This is a genomic window from Sphingomonas sp. AP28, from assembly GCF_056680455.1.
This window is the reverse complement of the sequence record NZ_CM155283.1, coordinates 124144-150832: the sequence shown is the minus strand read 5'-3', so window position 1 is coordinate 150832 and position 26689 is coordinate 124144. Positions and strand designations below refer to the sequence as shown.

Genomic DNA, 26689 nt, shown 5'->3' with positions numbered 1-26689 from the left:
ATGGCCAAGATCATCATCACGTGCGCGGTGACGGGCGGCGCGCATACGCCGAGCATGTCGGACGCGCTGCCGATCACGCCCGAGGAAATCGCCAACCAGGCGATAGCTGCCGCAGAGGCGGGCGCTGCGATCCTGCATCTCCATGCGCGCGTGCCCGAGACGGGACAGCCGACCGGCGATCCGGACGTCTACGCGCAATTCCTGCCGGTGATCCGCCAGCGTACCGATGCGGTCGTCAACCTGACCACGGGTGGCTCGGCGACGATGCCGCTCGACGATCGGCTGGCGGCGGCGACGCGCTTCAAGCCGGAGATGTGCTCGCTCAACATGGGCAGCATCAACTTCGCGTTCCACGGCGCGGGGCGGCGGATCACCGACTGGAAGCACGCGTGGGAAAAGGACTATGTCCTCAACTCCGACGACTATATCTTCCGCAACACCTTCCGCGACATCGACCGGATCATTACGACGATGCGCGAGGGCGGCACCAAGTTCGAGCATGAATGCTACGACGTCGGCCACCTCTACAACCTTGCGCATTTCGTCGCTGCGGGGATCGTCGAGCCGCCGTTCTTCATCCAGATGATCTTCGGCATTCTGGGCGGGATAGGTCCCGATCTCGAAAATCTGATGTTCATGAAGGCGACTGCGGACCGGCTGTTTGGGCGCGGATCGTATCAATGGTCGGTGCTGGCGGCGGGCAGGTACCAGATGCCGTTCCTGACCCAGGCCGCGCTGATGGGTGGGCATGTCCGCGTCGGCCTGGAGGACAGCCTCTTCATTGAACGCGGCGAACTGGCGGTCTCGAACGCGCAGCAGGTAGCAAAGATCGTCCGCATTCTGCACGAGATGGGGCATGAACCTGCCACGCCGAGCGAGGCGCGCGCGATGCTCGGCCTCAAGGGTGGCGACCGGGTGGAGTTCTGAGCATGGCACGCACGATCATCGACCTATCGGTGTTCCTCGAAAACGACGTGATCTCCGATCCGCCCGGCTACGGCCCGAGTATAGAATACATCGATCACAAGGCGTCGGTCCCGGGGTTGCTCGGCTTTTTTCCGGGTTTGGCAGCAGACGACCTTCCCGACGGCGAGGCCTGGGCAATCGAACGCGTTGCGCTCACCACGCACAACGGAACGCACCTCGATGCGCCGTATCACTATGCGTCTACCATGGATGCCAAGATTGGAGATGGCGGCAAGCGCGCGATCACGATCGACGAGGTACCGCTCGATTGGTGCTTCCAGCCCGGCGTCAAACTCGACTTTCGGCATTTCTCCGACGGCTACGTTGCGACCGCTGAGGACGTCGAGGCGGAACTGGCGCGGATCGGACATACGCTGTCCCCGCTGGAGATCGTCGTCGTCAACACCAGCGCGGGCGACCGGTTCGGATACGACGATTATGTCGCTTCGGGCTGTGGCATGGGACGCGACGCGACGCTGTACCTGACGGAGCGCGGCGTGCGCGTGACCGGCACCGACGGCTGGAGTTGGGACGCGCCGTTCGTCCATACCGCGGCTGAATATGCGAAGAGCGGTGACGCAGGACTGATCTGGGAGGGTCACAAGGCCGGGCGCGACATCGGCTACTGCCATATCGAGAAATTGCACAACTTGGAGAGCCTGCCGGCAACCGGGTTCACGATCGCCTGCTTCCCCGTAAAGATTCGTGCGGCATCGGGCGGATGGACACGCGCGGTGGCGATACTCGATTCCTGAGCCGCTTGGGTTGCAGATATCGTCAACGCCTGCGTGGATTAACTGCTCTGTCCCCTACTCGTCGGAAGGCAGAACGAGCCGCTGAAAAAGTGTAACGCGCTTCTGTTTGTCAGCACGACCTGCTCGATGTTGCGTAATTACGCCTCAAACCGATCACCCAAGTTATTGTCAACGTTTCTGTTGACAGCCGACGGAAGGCGCGCCTAGCTTTCGACATGTCGGGGGGGAGGTTCCCTCACCGACCACCACAGCGGCTTCGGCAGACCATCCAAAACTGGAGGTCGGCCGGATAATCATACCGCGACACAGGAGGAGGATGGCATGAAGGTGCGTTCATATCGTTCGGTCCGGATCGGCGCGCTTGCCGCCGTCTGTTCTTCAGCATTGATAGCGGGGACCGCGCTCGCGCAGCTCGCACCCGCCCAGGGCACGCCGGTCCCCCCCGCCGCTTCAGTCGCCGTCCCGCCAGGCAACCCCACGCCGCTTGAGCAGGCCACGGATGCCGCCCCGGTCGCCAGCGACGCAGACATCGTTGTCACCGCGCGTCTCCGGAAGGAAGGGTTGCTCGACGTGCCCGTCGCCGTGTCCGTGCTGTCGGCCGCAGAAATCAACAAATACAACGCCACCGACCTTACCAAGATCGGCGAACTAACCCCAACCGTGATCGTCAGCAATTATCGCACGATCGGTGGCGGTTCGATCGCGATCCGCGGGATCAGCTCGCCGCCGACGCAGGTTGGGTATGAACAGCCCGTCTCGGTTGCGATCGACGGCATCCAGTCGTCCTCCGGGCGCGTTGCGACACTCGGATTCTTTGACATCCAGCAGGTCGAAGTGCTGAAGGGCCCGCAGGCGCTGTTCTTCGGTAAGAACAGCCCGGCCGGCGTCATCTCGATCACCACCGCAGGACCGACCGATCGCTTCGAGGTCGGCGGACGCGTCGGTTATGAATTCGTCGCCGACGAAGTGTCGGGCGAAGCGCATGTCTCCGGCCCGATCACCGAGACACTTGGCGGCCGCGTGGCGATCAAGCACCGTGATGCGAAGGGCTGGCTCTACAACAACGCGCAAGTCGCGCCGAACCCGTTCTTTCCGGCCGCACTGCCCGCGTCGACCGGAACGCTACCCGGCGCACCGGGTCGCAGGGTCGGGGACGACGAGACGATGGGTCGCGTGACGCTCGAGTACAATCCGACCAGTGCATTTTCGGCAAGCGCAAAACTGTTCGGGCTGATCGCGCATGATCCGGGCGGCGGCTCGTTCTCACAGAATATCGGTCCGTGCACGGGCGACCGGCCACGGTCGTTCGGGGTCGCCGATCCGTTCGGCGATTGCCGCGCCGACAACCAAACCAGCTTCAGCAACATCGTCCCCGCGATCGCCAACCGCATTCCCGCGCTAGATGGTGACAACCGCTCGCGCGGGCTGAATAAGGCGTACACGGCGTCGCTGGTGCTTAAATACGATACCGACGACTTCAACCTGTCGTCGCTGACCGGCCGAATCTACAACCGGTATCGCAGCGTATCGGGCCTGACGCACACCGTCGACAACGCGCTGACCACGTACGAAGACACCAGCTACGCTAGCTTTAGCCAGGAATTCCGCCTGCTGACCAAGCTTGACGGGCCGGTCAACTTCCTCGTCGGCGCGTATTATGGCGACACCCGCGACGAACTGTACAACGACACCAATTTTCGCGCTGACATCAGCTACAATCCGCTCAACGATAGGATCGAGACGTACGAGAAGGACGCGTACCTGACCGGCCGCACCTATTCGGTGTTCGGCCAGGCAACTTGGCTGATTGTGCCTAAGCTCGAACTTGCCGCAGGCGCACGTTACACGTCGGAGAAGAAGAAGACGCGGAACCAGAACCTTTATGGCATAAACTCGGCGCTGGGCCGGTTTAATACTGCCGCAACCGTGTTCGCAAGTTCGACCGACCAGACTCCCGGTATCCTCGCCGGGACCTTCAAGGATGACAACATTTCGCCCGAGGCGACGTTGTCCTACCATCCGGTGGCCAATTCGACGCTGTACATCGCCTACAAGACCGGTTTCAAATCGGGCGGGTTCGGGATCACCAGCCCGATCCAGACCAACACGACGCTCGCCGACATCGACTTCGATTCGGAAACGGTGAAAGGCTTTGAGGCGGGCGCCAAGGGTGAGCTGTTTGACCGGCGGCTGCGACTGACTGCATCAGCCTTCGCATACAACTTTAGCAATCTGCAGGTCACGCAATACGACGCCAGCACGATACGATTCCAGATCAGCAACGCCGGACAGGTACGCCAGCGTGGTGGCGAGCTTGAGGCCAATTTCGACGCCACACGGATGCTGCGACTGCATGCCGCGGTTGCATACGTGCACAACCGGTTCCGCGATTACACCGGCCAGTGCTACGGCTACACGATTCCAGCGGCCGTTGCGCTTACCGCCGCTGCACCGTCCGGATGTTCGTTTGTGACCAACGCGACGGGTACGCGGACTTTGACCGCGGCAGGGACGCCGATCCTGCAACAGGTGCTCGACGGCCGAGCCCCAGCGCGTTCGCCCGACCTGACCGGCAATGCGGGCTTCGAGCTGACCATCCCGGCCAGCAATGATTTCGAAGTCGGGGTGACCGGCGATACCTTCTATAACTCCGCATACTTCGCGAGCGACTCCTTTGCGCCCGCCTCCAAGCAGAACGACTTCTGGCGGTTCAACGCGAGCGCCCGCGTCGGGCCGACCGACGGCCGGTGGCAGATGTCGCTGATTGGTCGCAATCTGACGAACAAGTACTATTTGCTGTTTGCGGGTGATCGCACCGGCGGCACTAGCATTCCACTCACGCAGGGCGAGCAGCGCGGAGTCGTGGCGCGCGGCCGGGAAGTCCTGCTGCAGGCAAGCTTCAAATATTGAACAACGTCGGAGAGACGAGCGTGAAGCCAGTGTATATCGTGTCGGGCGTACGGACCGCGATCGGTGATTTCGGGGGCAGCCTGAAGGATCACGCGCCCGCGGACCTGGGCGCGAGCGTCCTCGCCGAAGCAGTGCGGCGAGCCGGGTTGACGCCGAACGATATCGAGCATGTCGTGATGGGTCAGGTGATCCAGACGATACCGCAGGACGCGTATCTGGCGCGGGTCGCGGCACTCAAGGCTGGGGTTCCCGACCGCGCCCCTGCCCTGACACTCAACCGGCTATGCGGATCGGGCCTACAAGCGATCATCTCGGCCGCGCAGATGATCGCACTCGACGAGGTCGAGATCGCGGCAGCCGGCGGTGCAGAGGTAATGAGCCGGTCGCCTCACCACGTGCCCGCGGTTCGGTTCGGCCAGAAGATGGGCGACGTGCAGATGGTTGATGCGATGATCGCGGTCCTGAGCGATCCGATCGACGGCTATCACATGGGCATCACTGCGGAAAACATCGCGCGCGATCACGACGTCTCGCGGGTCGATCAGGATGCCGCCGCGGTCGAGAGCCACCGGCGGGCGGCGCAGGCGCAATCCGAAGGACGGTTCGACGACCAGATCCTGCCGATCACCGTCAAACAAGGTCGCGGCACACGCGAATTCGCGGTCGACGAACACGTCCGCGGCGACGCGAATGCCGACTCGATGGCGAGTTTACGCCCTGCCTTTCAGAAGGCCGGCACGGTGACGGCAGGCAACGCGTCGGGGATCAACGACGGTGCCGCAGCCGTGATTTTAGCGTCGGCATCTGCGGTGGAGGCGCGCGGCCTGACGCCGCTCGGCAAGATTCTCGGTTGGGGTCATGCCGGCGTTGCGCCCAGCCACATGGGGTTGGGGCCTATTCAGGCGGTACCGATTGCACTCGAACGCGCTGGTCTGACGCTTCACCAGATCGACGTGATCGAGTCCAACGAAGCCTTTGCCGCACAGGCCTGTGCGGTATCGCGAACGCTTGGGTTCGACCCCGACAAGGTGAATCCGAACGGATCGGGTATATCGCTCGGCCATCCGGTCGGTGCGACGGGGGCTATCCTGACGGTGAAGGCTCTCTACGAACTTGCCCGCAACGGCGGCCGCTACGCTCTCGTGACAATGTGCATAGGCGGGGGGCAGGGTATAGCGATGATCGTCGAACGCGGTTGAGAGGATTCGTGGTCTCCTTGGGGCAGAATCATTCTTTGTTGTGAGCGGCAACGAGCGAACGCTATCGACAACGCAAGATGCGGGAGTGCCGCTAGTTCTGATATCATTGACTTTGGACGTAATATTTCGTCCCAGCTTCACCACATCATGAATATTTCGCAACCACTGCGCCTTAATTGCCCCCCTATCTTCACTTGTCTGCTTCCCCGCCGGCTTTAGTCTATCGCTATCTTCATTTTTAGAGTAGAATGAGCTTTTCAAAGCGTTTGAGAACCTTGTCGCCGATACGTTAGTATCGAAGCTTCGTTTTGACCCAGAACCGGACGTTCACGCCCCTACCCTCGCCTCCCAACTTCAGACGCTGGTTCATCTTTGCGAATAGCCGATTTTCAAGCCCGGCTATCCGCTCGTGAAGTCGTGATGGGGCAAGGAAAGCGGACCGTCCGCTTTGGAGGTCACACCTCAGGAAACGGACCACTGAACGGGTATCTCAGATGCATCAGCATTTTGCATCGCTGGAGCCCTCAGCTTCCTGCCGTTTTTGGGCTGATGCGTAATCCGTGATTTTTGCATCAGAGCGCCTACCGCGAATGTCGAATTTGTCACTTTCAAGGTGCCCATCAACGTGCTTTGCTAAGTACAACCTATGGGAAGTATCCGGATGGTTGATGCCTTTCTCCGCATGCCGTTACGGTTCTGGCTTCGCGTCGGCACCGTATTTTCCGTGCTCTGGTTAGTGGTTGCAAGTTTAATGCGGTGGTCATTGCTATCGCACGAGCATTTTAGAATATACTTTCACAACCTTGATGCGTGCCATTTGCACACAGTTGATTCCGGTAGCGCCTGCGTCAAACTTGCCGAGTATCAACTAAGGGTCAGTAATAATTCTGTCTTGCCGCTATCCATTGGAACAAGTATTTTTCAGCTAGCGCTTATTTGGGCTCTTGGTGCTGTAATCATCAGCGGCTCAAGATGGACAAGCCGAGCAGCAATACGATGACGATAGATTTTAACAACCTTTCATATCCGTAATGTATAAATTACTGAGTTTGTATCATGTCTACAGCCGTCCAAACTTTGGCGCCATATGTTAAGTAAAATTACAAGGGTTTGTAGATTAGTTTTAGGCGGTATCAGCATCATACTTTTTGTGGTAATGATCTGGCTAAGGTCAAAAATTCCTCATAGCTCCGACCTGTACAATCTAGTTTATTATAATTCGAGACCGCAGAAGCCTGAGGATACGAACACGTTTCTATTCATATTTCCGCTGTTTTGCTGTCTTTCTACCGTATTTTCTCCGTTTTTCTTTGATGGTAGTATAAAGAAAAGAGATGGTCTTATACCCTACACTGATCCCTTATTCTTTATTGTATTTATCGCATTTGCGGTTGGTTCAATAGTTCGATTTAGCATCGTGGCGAAGTTTTATGGGATTTCAGTTTGAAAGGTTTATGGAACGTTGGTCGAATCAACCGACAAACCACACACCGTAGTGATACATAATAATCGCTAGGCCTGCGCAAACTAAAAGCGCCGCCAAAAACAGATATGGTGCTAGTGTTGATTGTTGGCGCATAATAAGCTTACTTTGTTACTTTAACCGTCACGGGCGACGAAATAGCCTTGGCATAGCGAGCCGGCGTTGCGCTAGGATCGAACAGAGAGATCATCGCCTGGACTTGGTAGATACCCGGCCTCGGAAAGATCGTCCGCGTCTTTTCGTGAATGGCGACGTGAAAAGGCGTCTCGCGGCGGATGGCAGTCAACTCGCCGGGCGCAAGCGGCGGTGGCGGCGGTGATCCTATCATTAGTTCTGCAGGCTCGACGAACTGGCCGGTCGACGATCTGACCAGAAAGGCGATCCCGCGTGTCACCTGAACGAATGGCGAGATAGCGAAACCATCATTCGTTGCAGTAAGATCCACTGTAAGCGACGCCATGCCGCTCATCGGCGCTGCGCCGGCCTTCAACGCTATTTTGATAGGAGTTGCTGATCCCGACCACACAGCCTGAGCGGGCGGATTCCATATCTCACCCGCCTGTCCGGCGTCCTTGGCACCTGATGAAGGACGTAGCGATACGCCTTCCGGCGTCTTCCCATCGCTTATGATCTTTTGCATAAATGCCATTCGTTCTTCTGGCGTCACCACACCATCGTGGTTTGTGTCCTGAAGCGCAAAAGCACGCTTTGCCGCGGCGATCTCTTCGGCGAGAGATATCCGACCATCCTTGTCGATGTCGCCTGCTTGGAAAAGTGCTGCTGACAACGGCGGTAGCGGATGAGCGGTATCGGTTCCCGGTATTGCCAAACCGTTCATCGACTTCGTGACGAACCCGGCCATCTCTGTTGGGGTAACGTATCCATCACGATTGGCATCCATCTTCTTATGAAGCGCGGTGGCGCTCGCCACGGACGTCGCTTCGGTGTCACGACCCAACGGATCGAGGCTCGATATCGCGCCGGAAGCGGCAGCCTGTGCTGCAATAATCAGAAAGAAAGGCATCACCATTTGCCATCCTAGCCCCGGATGACATTACACGTTGCTGACGCGAGGATTAAATCGACTCCCTCGGGTGATTTCTAGCCGCGCTCTTGATGCAAAACTTTTGCAGACTGTGTGAGAACCCGGTCTGAGGATTCCCGTAGATCGCGGCGCATGGTATGTTTGTGGCATGGCGCATCTGTCTGGAACGGACCGCTCGCAGCTCCTGCTGCTGCCCGAAGCGGTGGATGATTATGTCGGACCGGATAATCCGGTCAGGTTCATCGAGGCCTTTGTTGACGGGCTCGACCTTGGGTCGGCGGGGTTCGTCCGTGTACAGCCCAAGGCAACGGGCCGCCCGGGCTACGATCCGGCTGATCTGCTCAAGCTGTACATCTACGGCTACCTGAACCGGATCCGGTCGAGCCGGCGCCTGGAAGCCGAGACGCGCCGCAATGTCGAGGTCATCTGGTTGCTACGGCACCTCAAGCCGGATTTCAAAACCATCGCCGACTTCCGCCGCGACAACCGTGCCGCCTTCAAGACGGTGTTCCGCGAGTTCGTGGTGCTGTGTCGTCAGCTCGATCTGTTCGGGCGCGAGCTCGTGGCGGTCGACGGCACGCGCATCAAGGCGGTCAACAACAAAACCCGGAACTTCACCCCCGCATCGCTCGCCAAAGCTATCCAGGATGCAGACGAGAGGCTCGCCGGCTACATGAAACGGCTCGACGAGGGCGATGCCGACGAAGACCGCACGCCGGGCGGCGGTTCCGGCAATGGCGATGGCAAACTGGCCGAGAAGATCGCCGCCATTCAGGGCAAGCGCGATCGTCACAAGGAGATGCTCGCCGAACTGGATCGCACCGGCGCCGACCAGATCTCGCTGACCGATCCGGACGCCCGCGCGATGGCGCGCATGACCAAAGTGGGGGTCGGCTACAACATCCAGCTCGCCGTCGACGTGAAGCACAAGCTGATCGCCGAGCAGGCGGTGAGCAACCAGGTCCTCGACCTCGGCCTGCTCGCGCAGACCGCGACAGCGGCAATGGAAGCGCTTGGCGTTGAGCGGATCGAGGCCGTCGCCGACCGGGGTTACTTCAAGATCGAGGATATCGAGGCCTGCGAGGTGGCCGGGGTTACGGCCTATGTGCCCAAGCCAATCCGCGGCCCCGCCGTGCGCGAGGGCTTTTTCGGCAAGGACGTGTTCCGCTACGAGCCTGACCGAGACGTCTTCGTTTGCCCGGCTGGGGCAGCGCTCTCGCCGCGTTACAGGGGCAAGTCACGCGACAATGTGAAGGTCGACTATGCCAACCGCGATGCCTGCAAGGCGTGCGCGCTGAGATCGCGCTGTACTCGGTCATTCCGCCGCGTCTCGCGTCTGGAGAACGAGGCCGTTCTCGACCGCATGGCGGCGCGGTTGGCGGCCAGACCCGAGATGCTGGACCACCGGCGAAACAGCGTCGAGCACCCCTTCGGCACCATCAAACAGTGGATGGGTCAGGGCGCGTTCCTGATGCGCCGGCTCGAGAACGTTCGCGGCGAGTTCAGCCTGACCGCGCTCGCCTATAATATCAGACGGGCCATCACTCTGGTCGGTGTTCCGGGCCTGATCGCCGCGGTAAGGGCGTAAAACCGGCCTTCTCGCGCCACGAACGCCAGACCGGACCTCCAACAGCCGTCTCTCGCCGCCTCAAGGCCATCAACGGCCACCTTCGGGCTCATTTGGTTCTCGAACCGCTCGAGATTGGAAATCGCTGACACCGACCGCGTTGTTCACGACTTTCCACACAGTCTGTTTGATTTTTGCATCAACGCATCGCCTTGTTGGCATCATCGTGATGAACGGATGTCCGCTTTCGAGACTGCAAGTTGCCCACTGGAACGTCCGGCTTTGGGCGTTAACGGACACGACCGCGTCAAGTAGGGCGCCAAACCCTCCTACCCGCCAGACATTCGCGGGACGGGGAGGGACTATACGGCCCGACGATTCTGCCGGGTTTCGATAGCGAGCGTGTCCAATGCCTCCGCGATCCGCACGCCCGTCAGTAACAGGCTGTGACGATCCGCCAACGCCAAAACTTCCTCAAGCCGGGCCTTTAGGACGTTGCCGTCTTCTTCCGTCATCATGGGGGCTCAGTGCGTGGTATGGCAGATGAGGCCGATAGCACTCGCTATCACTGCCCCGACGGTCCTCTGGTTCAGCCGGATTGCCAGGAGCCTTAGCTCCTCAAGTGCATCGCACAGGTCCTGTGTGGTCTTGAGCTCACCATGTCCCATCCGTTCAGGGCTGATGTCGTCAGGGTCGCTCGGTCTCACCGTCTCGACGGTAAATTACTCGCAGCTGCGCGTCGATAGCCCGAAAGACAGAGCCGGCTAGTACATTCGAACACTACGGTTACTGAACGGGCAGCCCGCTGAACGCCTATCATCTACGCCTTGATCTAACTGCCACCGAAGATCCTCAGGTATCATGGCACTCTTCGGAAATGGACGTGAGGGGGAAGGGCCGGAATTGGTGGAAAGCCCACGGGGCCTTAGGAACGATGCCGGCCCATCAACAGCCCTTTAACGTCACCACGAGTTTCGATGCTCAGTATCAGTAGGTATGGTAGAAGGAAGCCTGCGCCCCCGACGAATGCTACGGCGCCTAGTACGAACCCGCCAGAAGTGAAGTTGTTACGCCACGCGGTCCAAACCGCCGAAAGAGCAAGGAAGCACAGGAAGTCGGCATTAAACTGACCCGACCAGGTGACCTTGGCAATGTCGCCGAAAAACACCGGCAGCAGGTTCAGCCGATACTCGGCTATCACGACTACGGTGTATGACACTAGCGCAAGCCATGCCGCGATCAGCAGCGTTCGAAACCCCGTCATATAACCTCTCCCTCTGGCGGATCACGGAAAGCTGCATGAGAAAAGGAAACTCCGCAATTGGGCGATCACCCCCTGCCCTACGGCTTCCGGCCAAACCCATACCCGGACGTTCGGGCGCCCTTCCGCGCCTCCCAACTTCAGCCATTCGTTCATCAGGCTTGATGGTAGCACTCGGCGGCTGATCCGTTGCCTCAACGGGTTGAAAGGCGGGCATAGCGGTCGTTCGGCTTCCGGCGAGGCAGACGGTTAAAGCCGAGATTGTCAAAAACCGAGATTGTCAGATGCTGAGTTGGCGGGAACGCGGTGATTCAGGATGGGAGTGGAATTACAAATCCAGATGTAAAAACTGGTTGAACGCCGTAGCTTTATATTCTCCAAACGCGGCTCCGTTCGTAAAACCCCGACGGCGGTAAAGCGCGAGAGCCGGCTCGAACGCATCACCGCTACCAGTTTCGAGGCTCAACCGTCTTACACCCCTATTTCGCGCCACACCGATAATCGTATCCAGAAGGGCTGCTGCTGCCCCCTGCCGCATGAAATCAGGATGGGTGCGCATCGACTTCACTTCGGCGTCATCGTCGGGCAGCATCTTGATCGCGCCAACGCTGGCAACACGGCCGTCACGCCACGCCGTCCACACTGTGATTTCCGGAGCCTGCAGACCTGTGAGATCGAGAGCAAAGACATTGTCCGGGGGCGAGGCCGCATGCATCCCAGCCAGATGAAACGCCAATAAGGAACGGGTTTGATCACCGGATAGGTCGTCTTCGCGGATTTCGAACATCTTGCCTCCTGCTCGCCAGTTCACATCCCGGCGTGAATGTCCGTTACGTGGATTTTCATCAAGGTCCCCACCGTGCCGGTCAGCCCGATCACGACAACATTCTGGGATAACTGAGATGGGAGGACTGCGGCCCGACCGCTTTGACTAGCGCGGTTTGAGGTTTGAGCTACGGCTCTACAGGTCATTCTTTAATTTGCGCGGCCACGCGGGATCGTAATCTGGAGGCTTCAATCGGTGGATTGCTAGCCACAGCCCGACTAGAAGTAGATCAATGGCTAGCATTCGCGGTGAACGTTCGGCCCACCATTCAAGGGTCGCAATGATGAAAACGGCCAGCGTCAGTATTTTGGCGACTGCCCAAGCAGGCACATATTCGATCTCTTCATCTTCAGGTTTTGCCGACACAGAACTACCCTTCGACCTCTCCGCCGGCACGCTACCGAGCGATACCTGAAATAGAATGAACGACCGGTTGTAGGCAGATCGTAAGCAGCGCGGAGTGTCTACAATTGGGCGAACACCCCCTGCCCTACGGCTTCCGGCCAGACCCAGATTCGGCCGTTCAATAGCCATCAGCCGATCCTCATGACCAGACGTTCGTTAATGTTGGCGCTGAAGAGATCCCAACAATTTACCCTACGACGAAACTCACGTAAGCTCTGACCTCTCGCCATGTTGTCACCGCCTACCAAACCCTGGCGCTAAACGGCTTGACGATAGCGACAAAGGAATTCGAATGCGAGCCGGTGTCTGCCTGATTGCCCTTCTCCTGACCACCACGGCTTACGCTCAGACGCCTAACGGCAGCGCTTATCATCGCGCGCCCGACGCGATCGCCAGGGCGCTGGAGACGCCGCCCACCCCCGGCGTCGCCGTCAGCCCCGATCACCGCACGCTCGCCATCCTGGGGCGTGAGAACTTGCCGTCGATCGCCAATCTGTCGAAACCGATCCTGCGGCTGGGCGGCTACCGCATCGATCCCGCCACCAACGGCCAAGCCGAAGTGCGCGTGCAATGGCTGAACGCGCTCAGCTTCAAGGACGTCGGCTCGGGGCGGACCGTGACGGTCAAGCTGCCCACCGGCTTGCGCTTCGCCGCGCCCGATTGGTCGCCCGACGGCACCCGCCTCGCCTTCTACGCGCAAGAGGCCGACGGACTGTCGCTATGGATCGCCGAGCGCGACGGCAGCGCCCGCACGGTCGCCCGGGGGTTGAACGGTACGTTCGCCAAGCCCTTCGCCTGGATGCCGGACAGCAAGGCGCTCGTCGCCAATACCGTGCCCGCCGGTCGCGGCGCGGCACCCGTCGCGAGCAGCACCCCCACCGGCCCGGTGATACAGGAAAGCGCCGGTCGCACCTCGGCAGCGCGGACCTACGAGGATCTGCTCGGTGATGCGCATGACGAGGCGCTGTTCGACCATTACTTCACCGGGCAGCTGGTCCGGATCGATCTCGCCGGCGCTGCACAGCCGATCGGAACGCCCGGCCTGATCACCGAGTTCAGCGTCTCCCCGGACGGTCGCTACCTGCTGACCGAGCGGCTCAAACGGCCGTATTCCTATCTGCTGCCCGCCAGCTTCTTCCCGACCGAGATCGCCGTCTCGACGATCGGCGGCCAACCGGTGAAGACTCTGGTCGATCGCCCGCTCGCCGACGATCTCCCGGTCGATTTCGACGCCACCGTCAAGGGCCCGCGCGAGGCGGTCTGGCGGTCGGATGCACCGGCGACGCTGGTTTGGGCGGAAGCGCTGGACGGCGGCAATCCGCGCACGAAGATCGCGTTCCACGACAAGGTGATGATGCAGGCCGCGCCGTTCTCTGCGGCCCCTGTAGAACTGGCGCAGACCCCGGCCCGCTATGCGGAGACCCTGTGGGGCGACGACGGCTTCGCGATAGTGGTCGACCGCGAATGGCGCACCCGCACCGAGCATCGCCTAGCCGTCGCGCCATCGCAACCCGGCCCGACGCGGACGATATCGACGCTCAACTATCAGGATCAATATAATGATCCCGGCGAGCCGATGGAGGAGGAGAATGCTGCCGGGAAACCGGTGATGCGCTTCACGCCGGCGCATGACGGCGTGTACGTCACCGGCGACGGCGCGACGAAAGCGGGGGCGTTCCCCTTCCTCGCCACGATGCCGCTGGCCGGGGGCGAACAGACGCGGCTGTGGACCGCCGAGGCACCCTATTACGAAACCGTCGTTGCCTTGCTCGACGAGCGTGGCCAGCGCATCCTGACGCGGCGCGAGAGCGCGAAGCTCGCACCCAACTACATGATCCGCGGCGTGAAGGGCGGCAGCGCCAAGGCTGTCACCGCGTTCGCCGATCCCGCCCCGGTCTTTGCCGGCGTCACGCAGCGGACGATCACCTATCCCCGCGCCGACGGCCTGCCGCTGTCGGGCTCGCTGTACCTGCCCGCCGGCTATGACGTGAAACGCGACGGACCGCTGCCGACGTTGCTGTGGGCGTACCCGGCGGAGTTCACCGACGCGAAGGTCGCCGGCCAGACGGTCGATCAAGGCAATCGGTTCGTCCGGCCGCGCGGCATCAGCCACCTGTTCCTGCTGACGCAGGGCTATGCGATCCTCGACAACCCGTCGATGCCGATCATCGGTGAGGGCGGCGCGGAGGCCAACGACACCTACGTCAAGCAGTTGCAGCAGGATGCGCAGGCCGCCGTCGATGCGGTCGTCAAGCTGGGCGTCGGCGACCGCAGCCGCATGGCCGTCGGCGGGCACAGCTACGGCGCGTTCATGACCGCCAATCTGCTCGCGCATACCGACCTGTTCCGCGCCGGCATCGCGCGGTCGGGCGCCTATAATCGCACGCTGACGCCGTTCGGCTTCCAGGCCGAGCAGCGCACCTACTGGCAGGCGACGCCGACCTATACCGAGATGAGTCCGTTCACCTATGCCGACCGGATAAAGGCACCGATCCTGCTGGTCCATGGCGGTGCGGACGACAATAGCGGTACGTTCCCGATCCAGTCCGAGCGCATGTACGCAGCGCTCAAGGGCAACGGCGCGACGGTACGCTACGTCGTTCTGCCCAACGAACCCCACGGCTATCGTGCGCTGGAGTCGACCGAGGAGACGCTGTGGCAGATGACCGACTGGCTGGACCGCTACGTCAAGGCGAAGCAGCAGCCCGGATCGATAGTAGCGGCGGTAGCCACGGAAAAGTGATCGAAGTACCGATGACCGTCCAAAATTAGATAAGCAATTGACCCATAGCCGGACGCCGAAAGGCCCCTCGCCGCTCCCCAACTTCGGTCATTCGTTCATTCTCAAACCGAACGTGATCGGGCCGCCCCGCTGTGCCCTGTTACAGCAGTGACTTAATCTGCTATCGCACCTGCCGATGCGTAGGCTTTTGCCATTCCTTGCCTGTCTGATGCTCGTCCTGACCGCTTGGGTCGGGGTGGCGCATGCTGCTGAAAATGGCGGGTGCATCGAGACGAGCCAGTACGAAGCAGCGTCGCACGTCGATGGCGACGGCGATCAGGTCGCTGCCGACGCCGACAAGGGGTATCCGCATCATCATGGCAGCTGCCACGCGCACCATATGAGCACGCCGGATGCTGACACGCTTGCCGGCACGACTGGTCCGGCCGGCTCCATGCTCGCGTTCGGTGTCGACGCCACGCTCGTCGGCCGCGATGCCGATGCCGCCCTGAGACCGCCGAAAGCCTGACGCGTCGATCGGGTGCGCCGTGCGCGCCCGCGTCCTCGTCGTCAGGAGCATCTCAATGCATCGCATCATCGCGGCCGTCATGGCCGCTGGGGTCTGCGCATCTTCGCTGCAGGCCCAAACCCGTCCGCCGGCCTCGACGGAACTGGTCCTCACGCTTGCCGAGGCGCTAGCCCGCGGCGGCGCATCCTCGCCCTTCCAGGATGCCGCGTCGGCCGGAGTCCGCGCTGCCGAGGCGCAGCGCCGGGTCGCGGCGCTACGGCCGAACCCGTCGATCGTCGCCGAGACCGAGAACGTCGCCGGGTCCGGGATCTATCGGGGCCTGCGCTCGTCCGAAACGACGCTGGGGTTGGCGTTGCCCCTGGAACGCGGCGGCAAGCGGCAGGCCCGGATGGCACTTGCCGACGCGCAGATCGGCCGCGCAGGTATCGCAGCAGCGATTGCGCGCGCCGACCTGCGACTGCGGGTTACGCAGGCATACGTCGTCGGGGTGACCGTGCAACGTCGTGTAGCGGTCGCGCGCGATCAGGTCGGGATTGCCGCCGAAGTGCTCCGCGCCGCCAAGGTTCGGGTGCAGGCGGGGCGCGCCTCACCGCTGGAGGAACAGCGCGCAGACGTTGCGCGCCTCGCAGCCGAGGGCGCCTTGGAGCGTGCGGACCGATCGGCCGCCGTCGCCGCTGCGAACCTCACCCGGCTTATTGGAATGCCGGTCGGCGCGCTCGACGACTCCTGGTTCCAGCAGGTGGACGCGCTCGGCCCTCTCCCGCCATCCGGTTCGACGGGTACGCTCATCGCCGCGGCAGCCCGCGCGGGTCTCGACACCGCGACCGCGCAGGTGCGGCTTGCGCGAAGCCAGCGCGTGCCGGACCTGACGCTCAGCGCCAGCGCCCGACGGCTAGAGCAGACCAACGACACCGCCGCCGTCTTTGGCGTCTCGATCCCGCTGACCGTCTTCAACGGCGGTCGATCGGCTATCGCCGTCGCCGATGCGCAACGCGACCAGTCGGACGCGCTGCGCCGCGTGGCCTTGCTCGATGCCGAGCAGGATATCGCAACCACGCAGGCCGAGGCGGCAAACGCCGCGACCACAGCGCGCAACGCGACGGGGCCTGCACTCACCGCCGCCGTGGAGGCCGCGCGGATCGCGCGCATCGGCTACCGCGAAGGCAAGTTCGGGCAGCTCGACCTACTCGACGCGGAGCGGACGCTTCTCGACACACGGACGGCCGCGATCGACGCGCTTGCCGCCTATCACGACGCACGTGCGCGCCTCGAACGGCTGACTGCCGAAGCGCCGATTGCCAAGGACACCGACCGATGAACCGCACGATCTTGCGCGCGATCGCGCCTGCCGCTGCCGCCTTGGCATTCGCAGGCTGTGGCCCCTCCCCCGACCCGACGCCCGCAGCCAACGCTACGACGAACGAGGACCCCGAGAGGGCTTCCGGCGATCCGGCGGTCGTGACCCTGTCGGCGCAGCAGATCGCCGACGCCGGTATCGAGGTCACGCGCCCGACCGTCGGCGGCGTTGCCGGGGCGATCGAACTGCCCGCGACGATCGAGGGCGATCCGCAGGGCGTGCAGGTCGTGGCCGCGCCGATCGGCGGCCGGCTGGTCTCGCTCACCCGCAACCTCGGCCAATCCATCGCTCGCGGCGAGACGCTGGCGATCATCGAGAGCCGCGAGGCAGCGTCGCTCAATGCCGAGGTCGAAGCGGCCGGCGCGCGGTCCGCGCTTGCACAATCGAACCTACACCGCGAACAACGATTGTTCGCCGAACGCGTGTCACCTGAGCAGGATCTCGTCGCCGCCCGCACCGCCGCAACCGAAGCCAACATCGCGTTCCGACTCGCGAGGCAGCAGCTGTCGGCCACGGGTGGCGGAGGCGGTGCGCTCAACCGCATCGCGGTACGCGCGCCGATCGCCGGCCAGGTGATCGCCCGGTCGGCCACGCTTGGGCAGCAGGTCGCGGCCGATGCCGAAATCTTCCGCGTCGCCAACCTCGCCAAGGTGTCGGTGACGATGTCGCTCGTTCCCGCTGACGCCGGTCGCGTAAAGCCGGGTGCACGCGTGGAAGTCACGTCCGCCGGTCGTCGCCAGGATGGCCGTGTGACCTTCGTCTCGCCGATCCTCGACGAAACCACGCGGCTCGTCCCCGTGATCGCGACGATCGACAATGCGGGCGGCCTCTGGCGCGTCGGCGAGAATGTCGGCGTGTCGGTGCTTCTCCCCGCCAGCGGCGACCGCAGCATCGCCGTGCCCTCGGCTGCCGTGCAGATGATCGGCGATCGGCCGCACGTCTTCGTACGCACCGCGAGCGGCTTCAGGGCGACGCGGGTAACGCTCGGCCGCACCAATGGCGGCGCGGTCACCGTGACCGCGGGCCTGAGCGGCGAGGAGCGCATCGCCTCGACCAACTCGTTCACGCTCAAGGCCGAACTCGGCAAGGGCGCGGCGAAGGACGAGGACTAGACCATGCTCTCCCGTATCGTAACCTTTGCCGTCGAGAAGCGCTGGCTCGTCCTGCTGCTGACCGTCGCCGCGGCGCTAGCCGGTGTGTTCGCCATCCAGCGGCTGCCGATCGACGCCGTCCCCGACATCACGAACAACCAGGTCCAGATCAACGTCCGCGCCCCCGCGCTGTCGCCCGACCAGATCGAGAAACAGGTCGCCTTCACCGTCGAGACCGCGCTCGCTGGCATCCCCGGCCTAGACTACACGCGGTCGCTCAGCCGAAACGGTTTCGCGCAGGTCACGGCGGTGTTCGACGAAGAGACCGACATCTACTTCGCGCGGTCGCAGGTGGCGGAGCGGCTGCGCACCGCCGAGGAGGACCTGCCGGACGACGTGGTGCCCGAGATGGGACCGATCGCGACCGGTCTCGGCGACATCTTCATGTGGACGGTCGAATATCGCGAGCTCGACCAGGTTCGCCACCGCAACGGCGAGCCCGGCCTGCAGAAGGACGGCAGCTACATCACGCCCGAGGGCGACCATCTCGTCAGCGAACCCGACAAGGCGACCTATCTGCGCACCGTACAGGACTGGATCGTCACGCCGCAGCTGAAGAGCAGTGCGGGTCTAGCCGGCGTCGACAGCCTCGGCGGCTACACCAAGCAATATCTCGTCGTCCCCGACATCCAGCGGATGGCGGCGATGAAGATCACGCTGAACGACCTCGCCGCCGCGCTCGAGCGCAACAACACGAGCGCCGGCGCGGGCATCGTCGATCGCAACGGCGAAGGTCTCGCGGTTCGTGCCGATGGCCGCGTTCGCAACGCCGACGAACTCGCGCGCACCGTCGTCGCGACGCGCGAAAGCGTGCCGATCCTGCTCAGCCAGATCGCCACGGTCCGTACCGGCCAGGCGCTGCGCATGGGGTCGGCATCGGAAAACGGCCACGAGGTCGTCGTCGGCACCGCGGTCATGCGGATCGGCGAGAACAGCCGCACCGTGTCGACGGGCGTGGGCATGCGGCTGGAGGAGATCGGCCGCGCCCTGCCCGTCGACGTCGTGGTGAAGCCGGTGCTCAACCGCACCGAATTGGTCAATTCGACCATCGCGACCGTCGCCCGCAACCTCGCCGAAGGGGCCGTGCTGGTCATCGTCGTCCTGTTCGTGCTGCTCGGCAATTTCCGCGCGGCGCTGATCGCGGCGCTGGTGATCCCGGTCACGATGCTGCTGACCAGCATCGGCATGCTGAAGGCAGGCGTGTCAGCCAACCTGATGAGTCTGGGTGCGCTCGACTTCGGGCTCATCGTCGACGGGGCCGTCATCATCGTCGAGAACGCGTTGCGTCGTCTGGGCGAGGCGCAGCATGGCAGGGACGGACCGCTGCCGCTTCGAGAGAGGCTGGATCTGGTCGCCGCATCGGCGCGCGAGATGATCCGACCGTCGGTCTATGGTCAGGCGATCATCATCCTCGTCTACGCCCCGCTGCTGACCTTCACCGGCGTCGAGGGCAAGATGTTCGAACCGATGGCGCTGACCGTCATCATCGCGCTGGTCTTCGCGTTCGTCCTGTCGATGACGTTCGTCCCCGCGGCGATCGCGATAGCGCTCAGTCGGCGCGTCGACGAGACGGAAAGCCGGATCATCGGCTGGCTGCGTCGCCGCTACGAACCGGGCCTCGGCAAGGCGATGCGCCGCCCGAGCATCACATTGGGCATAGCCATCGGCGCGCTCGCGCTGGCGGGCGTCGCCTTCACCACGCTCGGCCAGGAATTCCTGCCCCAGCTCGACGAGGGCAACATCCTCGTCCAGGCGGTCCGCATCCCGGGCACCTCGGTCGACCAGAGCCAGGCGATGCAGTTCCAGGTCGAGAAGCTGCTCGCGCGCCAACCCGAGGTACGCTTCGCCTTCTCGCGCACCGGCACGTCCGAGATCGCCAGCGATCCGATGCCGCCGAACGCCACCGACACCTTCGTCATTCTGAAGCCCAAGGCCGAATGGCCCGACCCCGGCCTCGCGAAGGAAGCGCTGGTCGCGCGGATGGCGAAGCAACTCTCGACGCTGCCGGGCAACGCGTACGAGATCACGCAGCCGATCCAGATGCGCTTCAACGAGCTGATCGCCGGCGTGCGCGGCGACATTGCGGTCAAGGTGTTCGGCGACGACTTCGGGGGCATGAACGCCGCGGCCGACCGCATCGCCAAGGTCCTGCGAGCGACGCGCGGCGCGGTCGACGTGCGCGTCGAGCAGACGGAGGGTCTGCCGATGCTCGACATTCGTCCGAACCGGATGGCGATGTCGCGGATTGGCGTCACCGCGGGCGACGTGCAGGACACCGTGGCCGCCGCGATCGGCGGACGCGAGGCCGGCATGATCTTTGAGGGCGACCGGCGCTTCCCCGTCGTGATCCGCCTGTCGGAGGCATCGCGCTCGGACCTCACCCACGTGGCGCAGATCCCCGTGCCAACATCGGCAGGTGGGTTCGTGCCACTGTCGACCGTCGCCGACATTGCGGTCGTCGATGGACCCAACCAGATCAGCCGCGAAAACGGCAAGCGCCGCGTGGTCGTCCAGGCCAACGTCCGCGACCGCGACGTCGCCAGCGTGGTCGCCGACGCACGCGCCGCGATCGATGCGCAGGTGACGATGCCGCCCGGAACCTATGTCGAATGGGGCGGCCAGTTCGAGAACCTCGCCTCCGCGCGCAATCGGCTGATGCTGGTCGTCCCGGTCTGCTTCGCGGTCATCATGGTGCTGCTCTACGGCGCGCTCGGCTCCGTCCGCGACGCGGTGATCGTCTTCACCGGCGTGCCGCTCGCGCTGGTCGGCGGCGTGCTCGCGCTCGTGCTGCGCGGCATGCCGTTCTCGGTCTCAGCCGCGGTCGGCTTCATCGCGCTGTCGGGGATCGCCGTGCTCAATGGTCTGGTCATGGTGTCGTCGATCCATGACCTGATGGCGCGCGGAATCGACCGGGTCCGGGCTGCGCACGACGGCGCGCTCGCCCGGCTGCGACCGGTCGCGATGACCGCGCTCGTCGCCAGCCTCGGCTTCGTACCGATGGCGCTCGGCCACGGCGCTGGCGCCGAGGTGCAAAAGCCGCTGGCGACCGTCGTCATCGGCGGCCTGATCTCGGCGACGCTACTGACGCTCTTCGTCCTGCCGACGCTCTACGCACGGTTCGGTGGATGGGGCGTCGGAGGATATGACATCCGGGGACGAACTTGATCGGGGGAACGCTTGATGATTTAAGACTGCGACGACCCACATTCAGACATCCGCGGCATCACGGACGCTCCCAGCTTCTGCCGTTCGTTCATGTTGTTAGCGACGGCACAATTGAGGGCCTCATAAGATCGGTAAATAGATGAATGCATAAAAGCCATCAGACCTAGCGGGCTCGAGCACCTCGGACGGTGCGGTCCCAAGGAGCGGATGCTTTAGCAACGAGCGCACGTACGGTGCCGGCTTGCGGCTGCTCTTAATCGCTGAACGGCTCAATCTGCGACCATTTCATGCGCCGCCAAGGGGTGCACCACTGGCCAGTCCGGTACGCGCGCACGAACACCCAGCGCGGGTGAGCAGCGCCGCAGTCATCGACGACATGGATGTCGCTTGAGCAGCTGTCGCTAAACCGCTGACATTGGCGCCGCTTGTGAGCAGGGATAAGGCGGCGAGCCAGCCGTTCGTCGAGGTTCTCGGAGTCTCTCCAACCGCGCTTTCGTCGCCGCTCGCGAAGGGCCTCGCGTGCGGTCGCCACCCGGTGCAGCGGCACGCGAATCGCAGCCGCCGGTCGCGGCAAGACGGCTATCGGCGGGACGTCGTTTACTCCAACATCTCGCCTATCGGCTTCCTCAATGATCTTCGCGCGCGTCCCCAGCGGAAGGTCATTCCAAAACTTGTTCTCCATGAACCAATGGTCGGTACCGTAGAGGAGAAAGCGCTCAATCAGCGCGACTAGGGCATCGGGGTCGGCCTCCTCGCCCGACCGCAGCAGATCGCTTTGCTTCAGATATGCGTCGAGCAGCGGCCCCTGCTCGGCGGGTGATGCGATAAATACCTGGGTGCGGCCGGCCTCCGGCACGACGACCAGTAGCACCACAACTCGGTGTGTATCCGGTCCCAGCGTCATCTTGAGCACGCTCTGGCCGGACAGGGTGATCGGCAAGCGCTGAGGCAGGATGAAGCGGTGGAAATGCGCGCCCATCATGCCCTGGTCCATCGCCACCATCGCTTGGCTGAGATGGACGATCATCTCGCGGATCGTGTCGCGGTCCTGTCGAGCCTCGTCGCGCCACCGGTTGAACCGGTCATCCTTATCACTCGGCGCGCTGATCTGGTACGCGGCAAGGATTGGATGCTGATCGACCAAAGCAGCCGTTTCCGCGTGAACGAGCGCGCGCAGCTTCTCGTCATAGAGCTGCTCGAATTGCTCCCTCGACTGGGTGTGCTGCCGGACGTCGAACTCCAGCCGCACCGCCTCACGGCAGGCCGATCGGTAAAGCTGCAGCACCACGTCGCGCGTCGTCGTCAGCGTCGCCCGCGATTCAAACACATCGAAGATCGCCTCGTGCTTCGAGCAGAAGCCCGGGAAGGTGCTGGCGAGATCGAGCCCCTTGCGGCCGGCGACGAGGCGCTCGGTCCGATGATCAATCTCGAGTGTCGTCACGTGCCCGTCCTGGCCGCGCAGCTCGGTTAGCGGACCGCCGCGCTGCAGCGTGTGCGACCGCGCGATGCTGCGGTTGCCGCAGCCGGGATATTGGCACTTGCCTGGTTTGTCCCAATTCTTGAACACCGCGGCACGGCTGGCGAAAAACAGCCGGCGGTGCTCGTTTTCGGGAACGACGACGCACGTGCCGCTCGCGATCCGCGCGCTTACCCGCTCGGCGCCTTCAAGAAAGGCCGTCTCCACCGTTGGGGGCGCGGCAAGGACAACCATGTCGGGGCCGCCATCGGGCCAGCGAAGTTCAACCGTCATCATCTCGTACCCGCGACGCTCGTCGGGCTTTCATTGTTGTTTGGTACTGGCGGACCGCGGCATCGGCCGCCTCGCCGAGCGGGCCGCCGACCTGATCGCGCCGACCCTTACACGTTCAGCAGCGTCGTAAAAAGTCTGCTTTCCTACATCGCTTGGCGCTTTCCGGTAGAGCTGGTCAGTGGCCGCCCTGATCGACCGGCATGCCCAGATCCCCTCCGGCAACGCGGACCCATAACCGGTCATTCCCGGCCTGCCTGCGACTGCTCTACTCCGGCCGTTCGTTCATATAGGCGGAGAAGCGGTTCCAGCTGCCCCCCTGTAAGCAGCTACGTCATTTCAAAGCCCAATCGCTAACCGCAGCGTGATCGTCCGCGGACGCACGGGCACGGTCTGCATCGTGCTGCCGAGAGTAAAAGGGTTGCCGAAGCCGAAGCTGTTGCCACGGCTGTCGAGCAGATTGGTGACGTCGACCGACCAGCGCCGTGCGCCCATATCGATCGAGCTACCGGCATCGATCGTCGCATAGCGGCCTGCCGGACGGTCCAGCAACGGATCGAAGCTCAGTCGGGTCCGACCGATATAACGAGCGGCTGCATAGACTTGAGCAGGCAGCCCGCGCACGTCAAAGTTTCTCGAGGCAGCGAGCCTCGCAGATATATCAGGTACTACGGGCAGCCGGCGATCATCGCCATCGACCGTTGCAACCGACGAGGTTGAGGTCAGGCGCGCGCGCTGCAGCGTCATGCTAAAGTCGATTGCGACCGGCGCTAGGTCCAGCCGGCCCCCTAGTTCGAGCCCGTAATTGTTCGCGTTACCCGCATCGACCGTCCCGAGCAGGCCGTCCGCGCCAACGGTATCGCTGCGCAAATGCTCCCAGACCGAGCCGAAGACTGCTCCGTGTAGCGCTAGAACATCCCCGCCCACGCGGATCCGCCACCCCAGTTCGAGGCTCTGCAACTCGTCGCCGGGGATGCGGCGGTCGGCGATCGGCGCGGTGCGACTGACGCCCGCCGGACGGACCGCGCTAGCATAGCGCAGCCACACGAGACCGAGATCGTCGCGATGCCAGCTGAGTGTCGCGCTGGGCGTGACGCCGACCCGCGCCGCGCGTTCGCGTTCGGGGTCGACCTGTTCGAGATGGCTGATGGTCGAAAACGCGCGCAGACCAAACTTGAAATCGAGCGTCTGCGTCAATTGCTGGGTGCCCTCGGCGAACACAGCGGCGTCGATCACATCTTCTTCGTCGCGCCGCGCGGTCACCGCAGGGGATCCGCCGGTGGAGAAGTACCGGCCGTCGAGTCGGCTGGTCGAATGCAGGATCGTCGCACCGACGATCCACGGATGGCGCGCGGTCAGATTGCTGACGCGGATCTCTTGCGACAGGAGTTGAGCCGAGCGATCCTCAATATAGGCCAGCGGCGCCGTCAGGCCGAGCGAGGACGCCAACACGCTGGCATCATAGGTACTGCCAAATTCTTGGTCGACGAATGCGGTCGTCGCCTGTGCGTCGAGCTTGCCGATCGGCCCCTGGAGGGTGAGCGTTGCCGCAGTGAAGTCATTGTCCTGCGGCTCGGCGATCCGGGTCGCGCGCGACAGGCCATCGGTCGCATATTGGCTGTCGCGCGCATCGATCCGCTGCGCGATGCCGCCAAGCGTCACGTGCCAGTCGCCGAACGCCCAGCGCAACGCCGCCCGACCGCCGATCCGGCGTGTCCGATTGACGTCTCGGCGGTTGCGCCCGATGTCGTCGATCCAGCCGGGCATCGTCTCGCTCCAGCCAGAGGCGCGCAGGGCCAGCGTGCCGGGCAGGATCGGCACGTTGACGATGCCTTCGACCGCACCGCCGAGCGAACCGTTGGCGACGCCCGTTCCCTCGATTGCGGCGCTACCGGTGATGCGATCGAGATCGGGCGCGACCGTGACGATGCGGACGACGCCGCCCAGCGCACCGGTGCCGTACAGCGTACCCTGCGGACCACGCAGCACCTCGACACGGTCGACATCAACGAGCCGCAGATCGGGATCGGGCGCGGCATAGCCGATCCGCACGTCGTCGAGATACAGGCTGACCAGCGACTGGCTTGTGCCGTTGAATGCGCTGTCGGCGACCCCGCGCAGGAAGATGCGGTCGCGACCGGGCCCCAGATTGGTGGAGAACGCGCTGTCGGTGCTTGCCATCACGTCGACCAGCCCACGCCGCCCGGCCAGACGGTCGAGCACCTGCCCGCCCGCAATGCTGATTGAGGCGGGTAGATCGGAGAGGCGTTCGTCGCGCTTGCTGGCGGTGACGATGATGTCACCGCTGGCGAGGTCGGGCGGCGGCGCGCGGCGCCGAGGCGGACGCGAGGGACTCCGCGGAACCGCCTCTATCCGCCACGTGGTCGCGTCGACCCTGACGGCACGCAGCCCGCTGCGGGCAAGCATCTGCCGCAATGCATCGCCGACATCACGCGCGCGATCGATGCGCCGGACACGCAGGTCGGGAAGCGATCCCGCCATCCCGATCGATATGCCGCTCTGCCGTGCGAGAGCGTCGAGCGCCGATCGCAGCGTACCGGCCGCGATCGTCAGCCCCGGCCGCCCGCCCTTAGCTTCGACCTGCTCAGCGTGAGCCGGCGGCGTCCAGATACACCACGCCGCCGTCGCGACGAGCGCGTATCGGCAGCACCGCGCGAAGCTGATCGACGAGCCGTGATCCATCACCAATCGTCAATACCCCGGAAAAACGCAGGTTCGCCGCGGACGGATCGACCATCAGCGGGGCGTCGGCATACCGCGATATGTCGGCCGCAACCAGCGCCAGCGGTGCGCCATCGTAATCGAGTCGTCCATCGGTCCAGTCCGAGACGCGTGCAGGATCGACGGTGCGGCGCTCGGCGATCTGCTTCGACGGCGTGATGTCCAGGCTTTGTCCGGCGTGCAGCATCGTCGTGTCCACCGATGACCCGCCGATCGGCGTGACGTCAACCGCACCCTCCGCGACGGTGACCGCTACGCGCCCGCGCGCGCTAACGACGTCGAACCGCGTGCCGATATCGCGTATTTCATAACCGCCGGCGCGCACTATCAGCAGGCGCGAGGGGTCATGGCGCACCGCGAAACTCGCCGCCCCGTCCGCAATCTCGATCACTGGGCTCGTCCCGCCGCTGACCGACACGCGAGACCCGCGGTCGATCTGCATGCGGCTGCCATCGGCGAGCGTAACCGCTTGGGTTTTGCCGCGACCGGTCGTGTAAAGCTGTCCCGCCGTATCGGCCGACGGGACGGCGAGCAGCACCGCGAGGCCTGCCGCAAGCGCGCCGCCACTGCCGAGCGCAGCCCAACGCCAGCGCGGCGATCGTGTCGGCGCGGGCGTCTCGGCGACCATGTCGTCGTTCGCGGGCATCGCAGCTGCAATCGCGGGCGCGGCCTCGCCGATCTCGGCGTCGAGCAGCGCGATGCTGTCATAGGCGCGGCGATGCGACGGGTCGGCGTCGAGCCAGGCGCCGAACGCCTCCCAGTCCATCTCCGGCGAATCAAGGCAGGCGTGCCAGGACGCCGCGTCGTCGATCGCCGTGCGTATGTCCGTCATGCCGCCCTCCTTTCCCCGCCCGAATGA

The 26689-nt window shown here is 63.5% G+C and carries 18 protein-coding genes; 10 read left to right on the top strand and 8 right to left on the bottom strand.

Annotated features, from left to right (window positions below; translation table 11 throughout):
- The 4 genes from kce to bktB all read left to right on the top strand — a co-directional run bounded on the left by kce (position 1) and on the right by bktB (position 5830).
- On the top strand, positions 1-927 hold the full coding sequence (gene kce / locus AC1MH0_RS00685; protein ID WP_480964240.1) for a 3,5-dioxohexanoate:acetyl-CoA acetone transferase: 927 nt from the start codon (positions 1-3) through the stop codon (positions 925-927).
- Between the two features lie 2 nt (positions 928-929).
- Complete coding sequence (locus AC1MH0_RS00680) at positions 930-1721, top strand: cyclase family protein (protein WP_480964239.1); 792 nt, start codon at positions 930-932, stop codon at positions 1719-1721.
- A 321-nt stretch (positions 1722-2042) separates the two neighbouring features.
- Positions 2043-4631, top strand: coding sequence for a TonB-dependent receptor (locus AC1MH0_RS00675; protein WP_480964238.1), 2589 nt, complete (start codon positions 2043-2045; stop codon positions 4629-4631).
- Between the two features lie 20 nt (positions 4632-4651).
- Positions 4652-5830, top strand: a complete 1179-nt coding sequence (gene bktB, locus AC1MH0_RS00670; protein WP_056025036.1) for a beta-ketothiolase BktB — start codon at positions 4652-4654, stop codon at positions 5828-5830.
- Positions 5831-7416: 1586 nt separating this feature from the next.
- Here bktB and AC1MH0_RS00665 read toward each other — a convergent pair.
- Positions 7417-8343 (bottom strand): EF-hand domain-containing protein, encoded by a 927-nt coding sequence (locus tag AC1MH0_RS00665; RefSeq protein ID WP_480964237.1) that lies wholly within the window; start codon positions 8341-8343, stop codon positions 7417-7419.
- Between the two features lie 163 nt (positions 8344-8506).
- Between AC1MH0_RS00665 and AC1MH0_RS00660 the strand changes: the two genes are divergently transcribed.
- On the top strand, positions 8507-9946 hold the full coding sequence (locus AC1MH0_RS00660; protein WP_480964236.1) for an IS1182 family transposase: 1440 nt from the start codon (positions 8507-8509) through the stop codon (positions 9944-9946).
- 341 nt (positions 9947-10287) lie between these two features.
- Here the strand turns inward: AC1MH0_RS00660 and AC1MH0_RS00655 are convergent, their stop codons facing one another.
- The 4 genes from AC1MH0_RS00655 to AC1MH0_RS00640 all read right to left on the bottom strand — a co-directional run bounded on the left by AC1MH0_RS00655 (position 10288) and on the right by AC1MH0_RS00640 (position 12378).
- Positions 10288-10443 (bottom strand): hypothetical protein, encoded by a 156-nt coding sequence (locus AC1MH0_RS00655; RefSeq protein ID WP_480964235.1) that lies wholly within the window; start codon positions 10441-10443, stop codon positions 10288-10290.
- Positions 10444-10850: 407 nt separating this feature from the next.
- Positions 10851-11189 carry a hypothetical protein gene (locus AC1MH0_RS00650; protein ID WP_480964234.1) on the bottom strand — a complete coding sequence of 113 codons (339 nt, stop codon included), beginning with the start codon at positions 11187-11189 and terminating at the stop codon, positions 10851-10853.
- Positions 11190-11514: 325 nt separating this feature from the next.
- Positions 11515-11973, bottom strand: coding sequence for a GNAT family N-acetyltransferase (locus tag AC1MH0_RS00645; RefSeq protein WP_480964233.1), 459 nt, complete (start codon positions 11971-11973; stop codon positions 11515-11517).
- Between the two features lie 174 nt (positions 11974-12147).
- Positions 12148-12378, bottom strand: coding sequence for a hypothetical protein (locus AC1MH0_RS00640; RefSeq protein ID WP_480964232.1), 231 nt, complete (start codon positions 12376-12378; stop codon positions 12148-12150).
- Between the two features lie 331 nt (positions 12379-12709).
- Between AC1MH0_RS00640 and AC1MH0_RS00635 the strand changes: the two genes are divergently transcribed.
- The 5 genes from AC1MH0_RS00635 to AC1MH0_RS00615 all read left to right on the top strand — a co-directional run bounded on the left by AC1MH0_RS00635 (position 12710) and on the right by AC1MH0_RS00615 (position 21341).
- Positions 12710-15160: a S9 family peptidase gene (locus AC1MH0_RS00635; RefSeq protein ID WP_480964231.1), complete on the top strand. Its 2451-nt coding sequence runs from the start codon at positions 12710-12712 to the stop codon at positions 15158-15160.
- A 175-nt stretch (positions 15161-15335) separates the two neighbouring features.
- A complete protein-coding gene (locus tag AC1MH0_RS00630) occupies positions 15336-15668 on the top strand; it encodes a hypothetical protein (RefSeq protein ID WP_480964230.1) in 333 nt (110 codons plus the stop codon).
- Positions 15669-15723: 55 nt separating this feature from the next.
- Positions 15724-16986, top strand: a complete 1263-nt coding sequence (locus tag AC1MH0_RS00625; RefSeq protein ID WP_480964229.1) for a TolC family protein — start codon at positions 15724-15726, stop codon at positions 16984-16986.
- On the top strand, positions 16983-18137 hold the full coding sequence (locus tag AC1MH0_RS00620; RefSeq protein WP_480964228.1) for an efflux RND transporter periplasmic adaptor subunit: 1155 nt from the start codon (positions 16983-16985) through the stop codon (positions 18135-18137). Before AC1MH0_RS00625 ends, AC1MH0_RS00620 begins: the two co-directional genes overlap by 4 nt.
- 3 nt (positions 18138-18140) lie before the next feature.
- Entirely contained in the window at positions 18141-21341 is a 3201-nt protein-coding gene (locus AC1MH0_RS00615) for an efflux RND transporter permease subunit (RefSeq protein ID WP_480964227.1), read from the top strand.
- A 253-nt stretch (positions 21342-21594) separates the two neighbouring features.
- Here the strand turns inward: AC1MH0_RS00615 and AC1MH0_RS00610 are convergent, their stop codons facing one another.
- From AC1MH0_RS00610 to AC1MH0_RS00600, 3 genes are all read right to left on the bottom strand, one after another.
- A complete protein-coding gene (locus AC1MH0_RS00610) occupies positions 21595-23091 on the bottom strand; it encodes a hypothetical protein (protein ID WP_480964226.1) in 1497 nt (498 codons plus the stop codon).
- Positions 23092-23427: 336 nt separating this feature from the next.
- Positions 23428-25791, bottom strand: a complete 2364-nt coding sequence (locus tag AC1MH0_RS00605; protein WP_480964225.1) for a TonB-dependent receptor — start codon at positions 25789-25791, stop codon at positions 23428-23430.
- Complete coding sequence (locus AC1MH0_RS00600; RefSeq protein WP_480964224.1) at positions 25694-26662, bottom strand: FecR family protein; 969 nt, start codon at positions 26660-26662, stop codon at positions 25694-25696. Before AC1MH0_RS00600 ends, AC1MH0_RS00605 begins: the two co-directional genes overlap by 98 nt.
- Positions 26663-26689 lie beyond the last annotated feature (27 nt).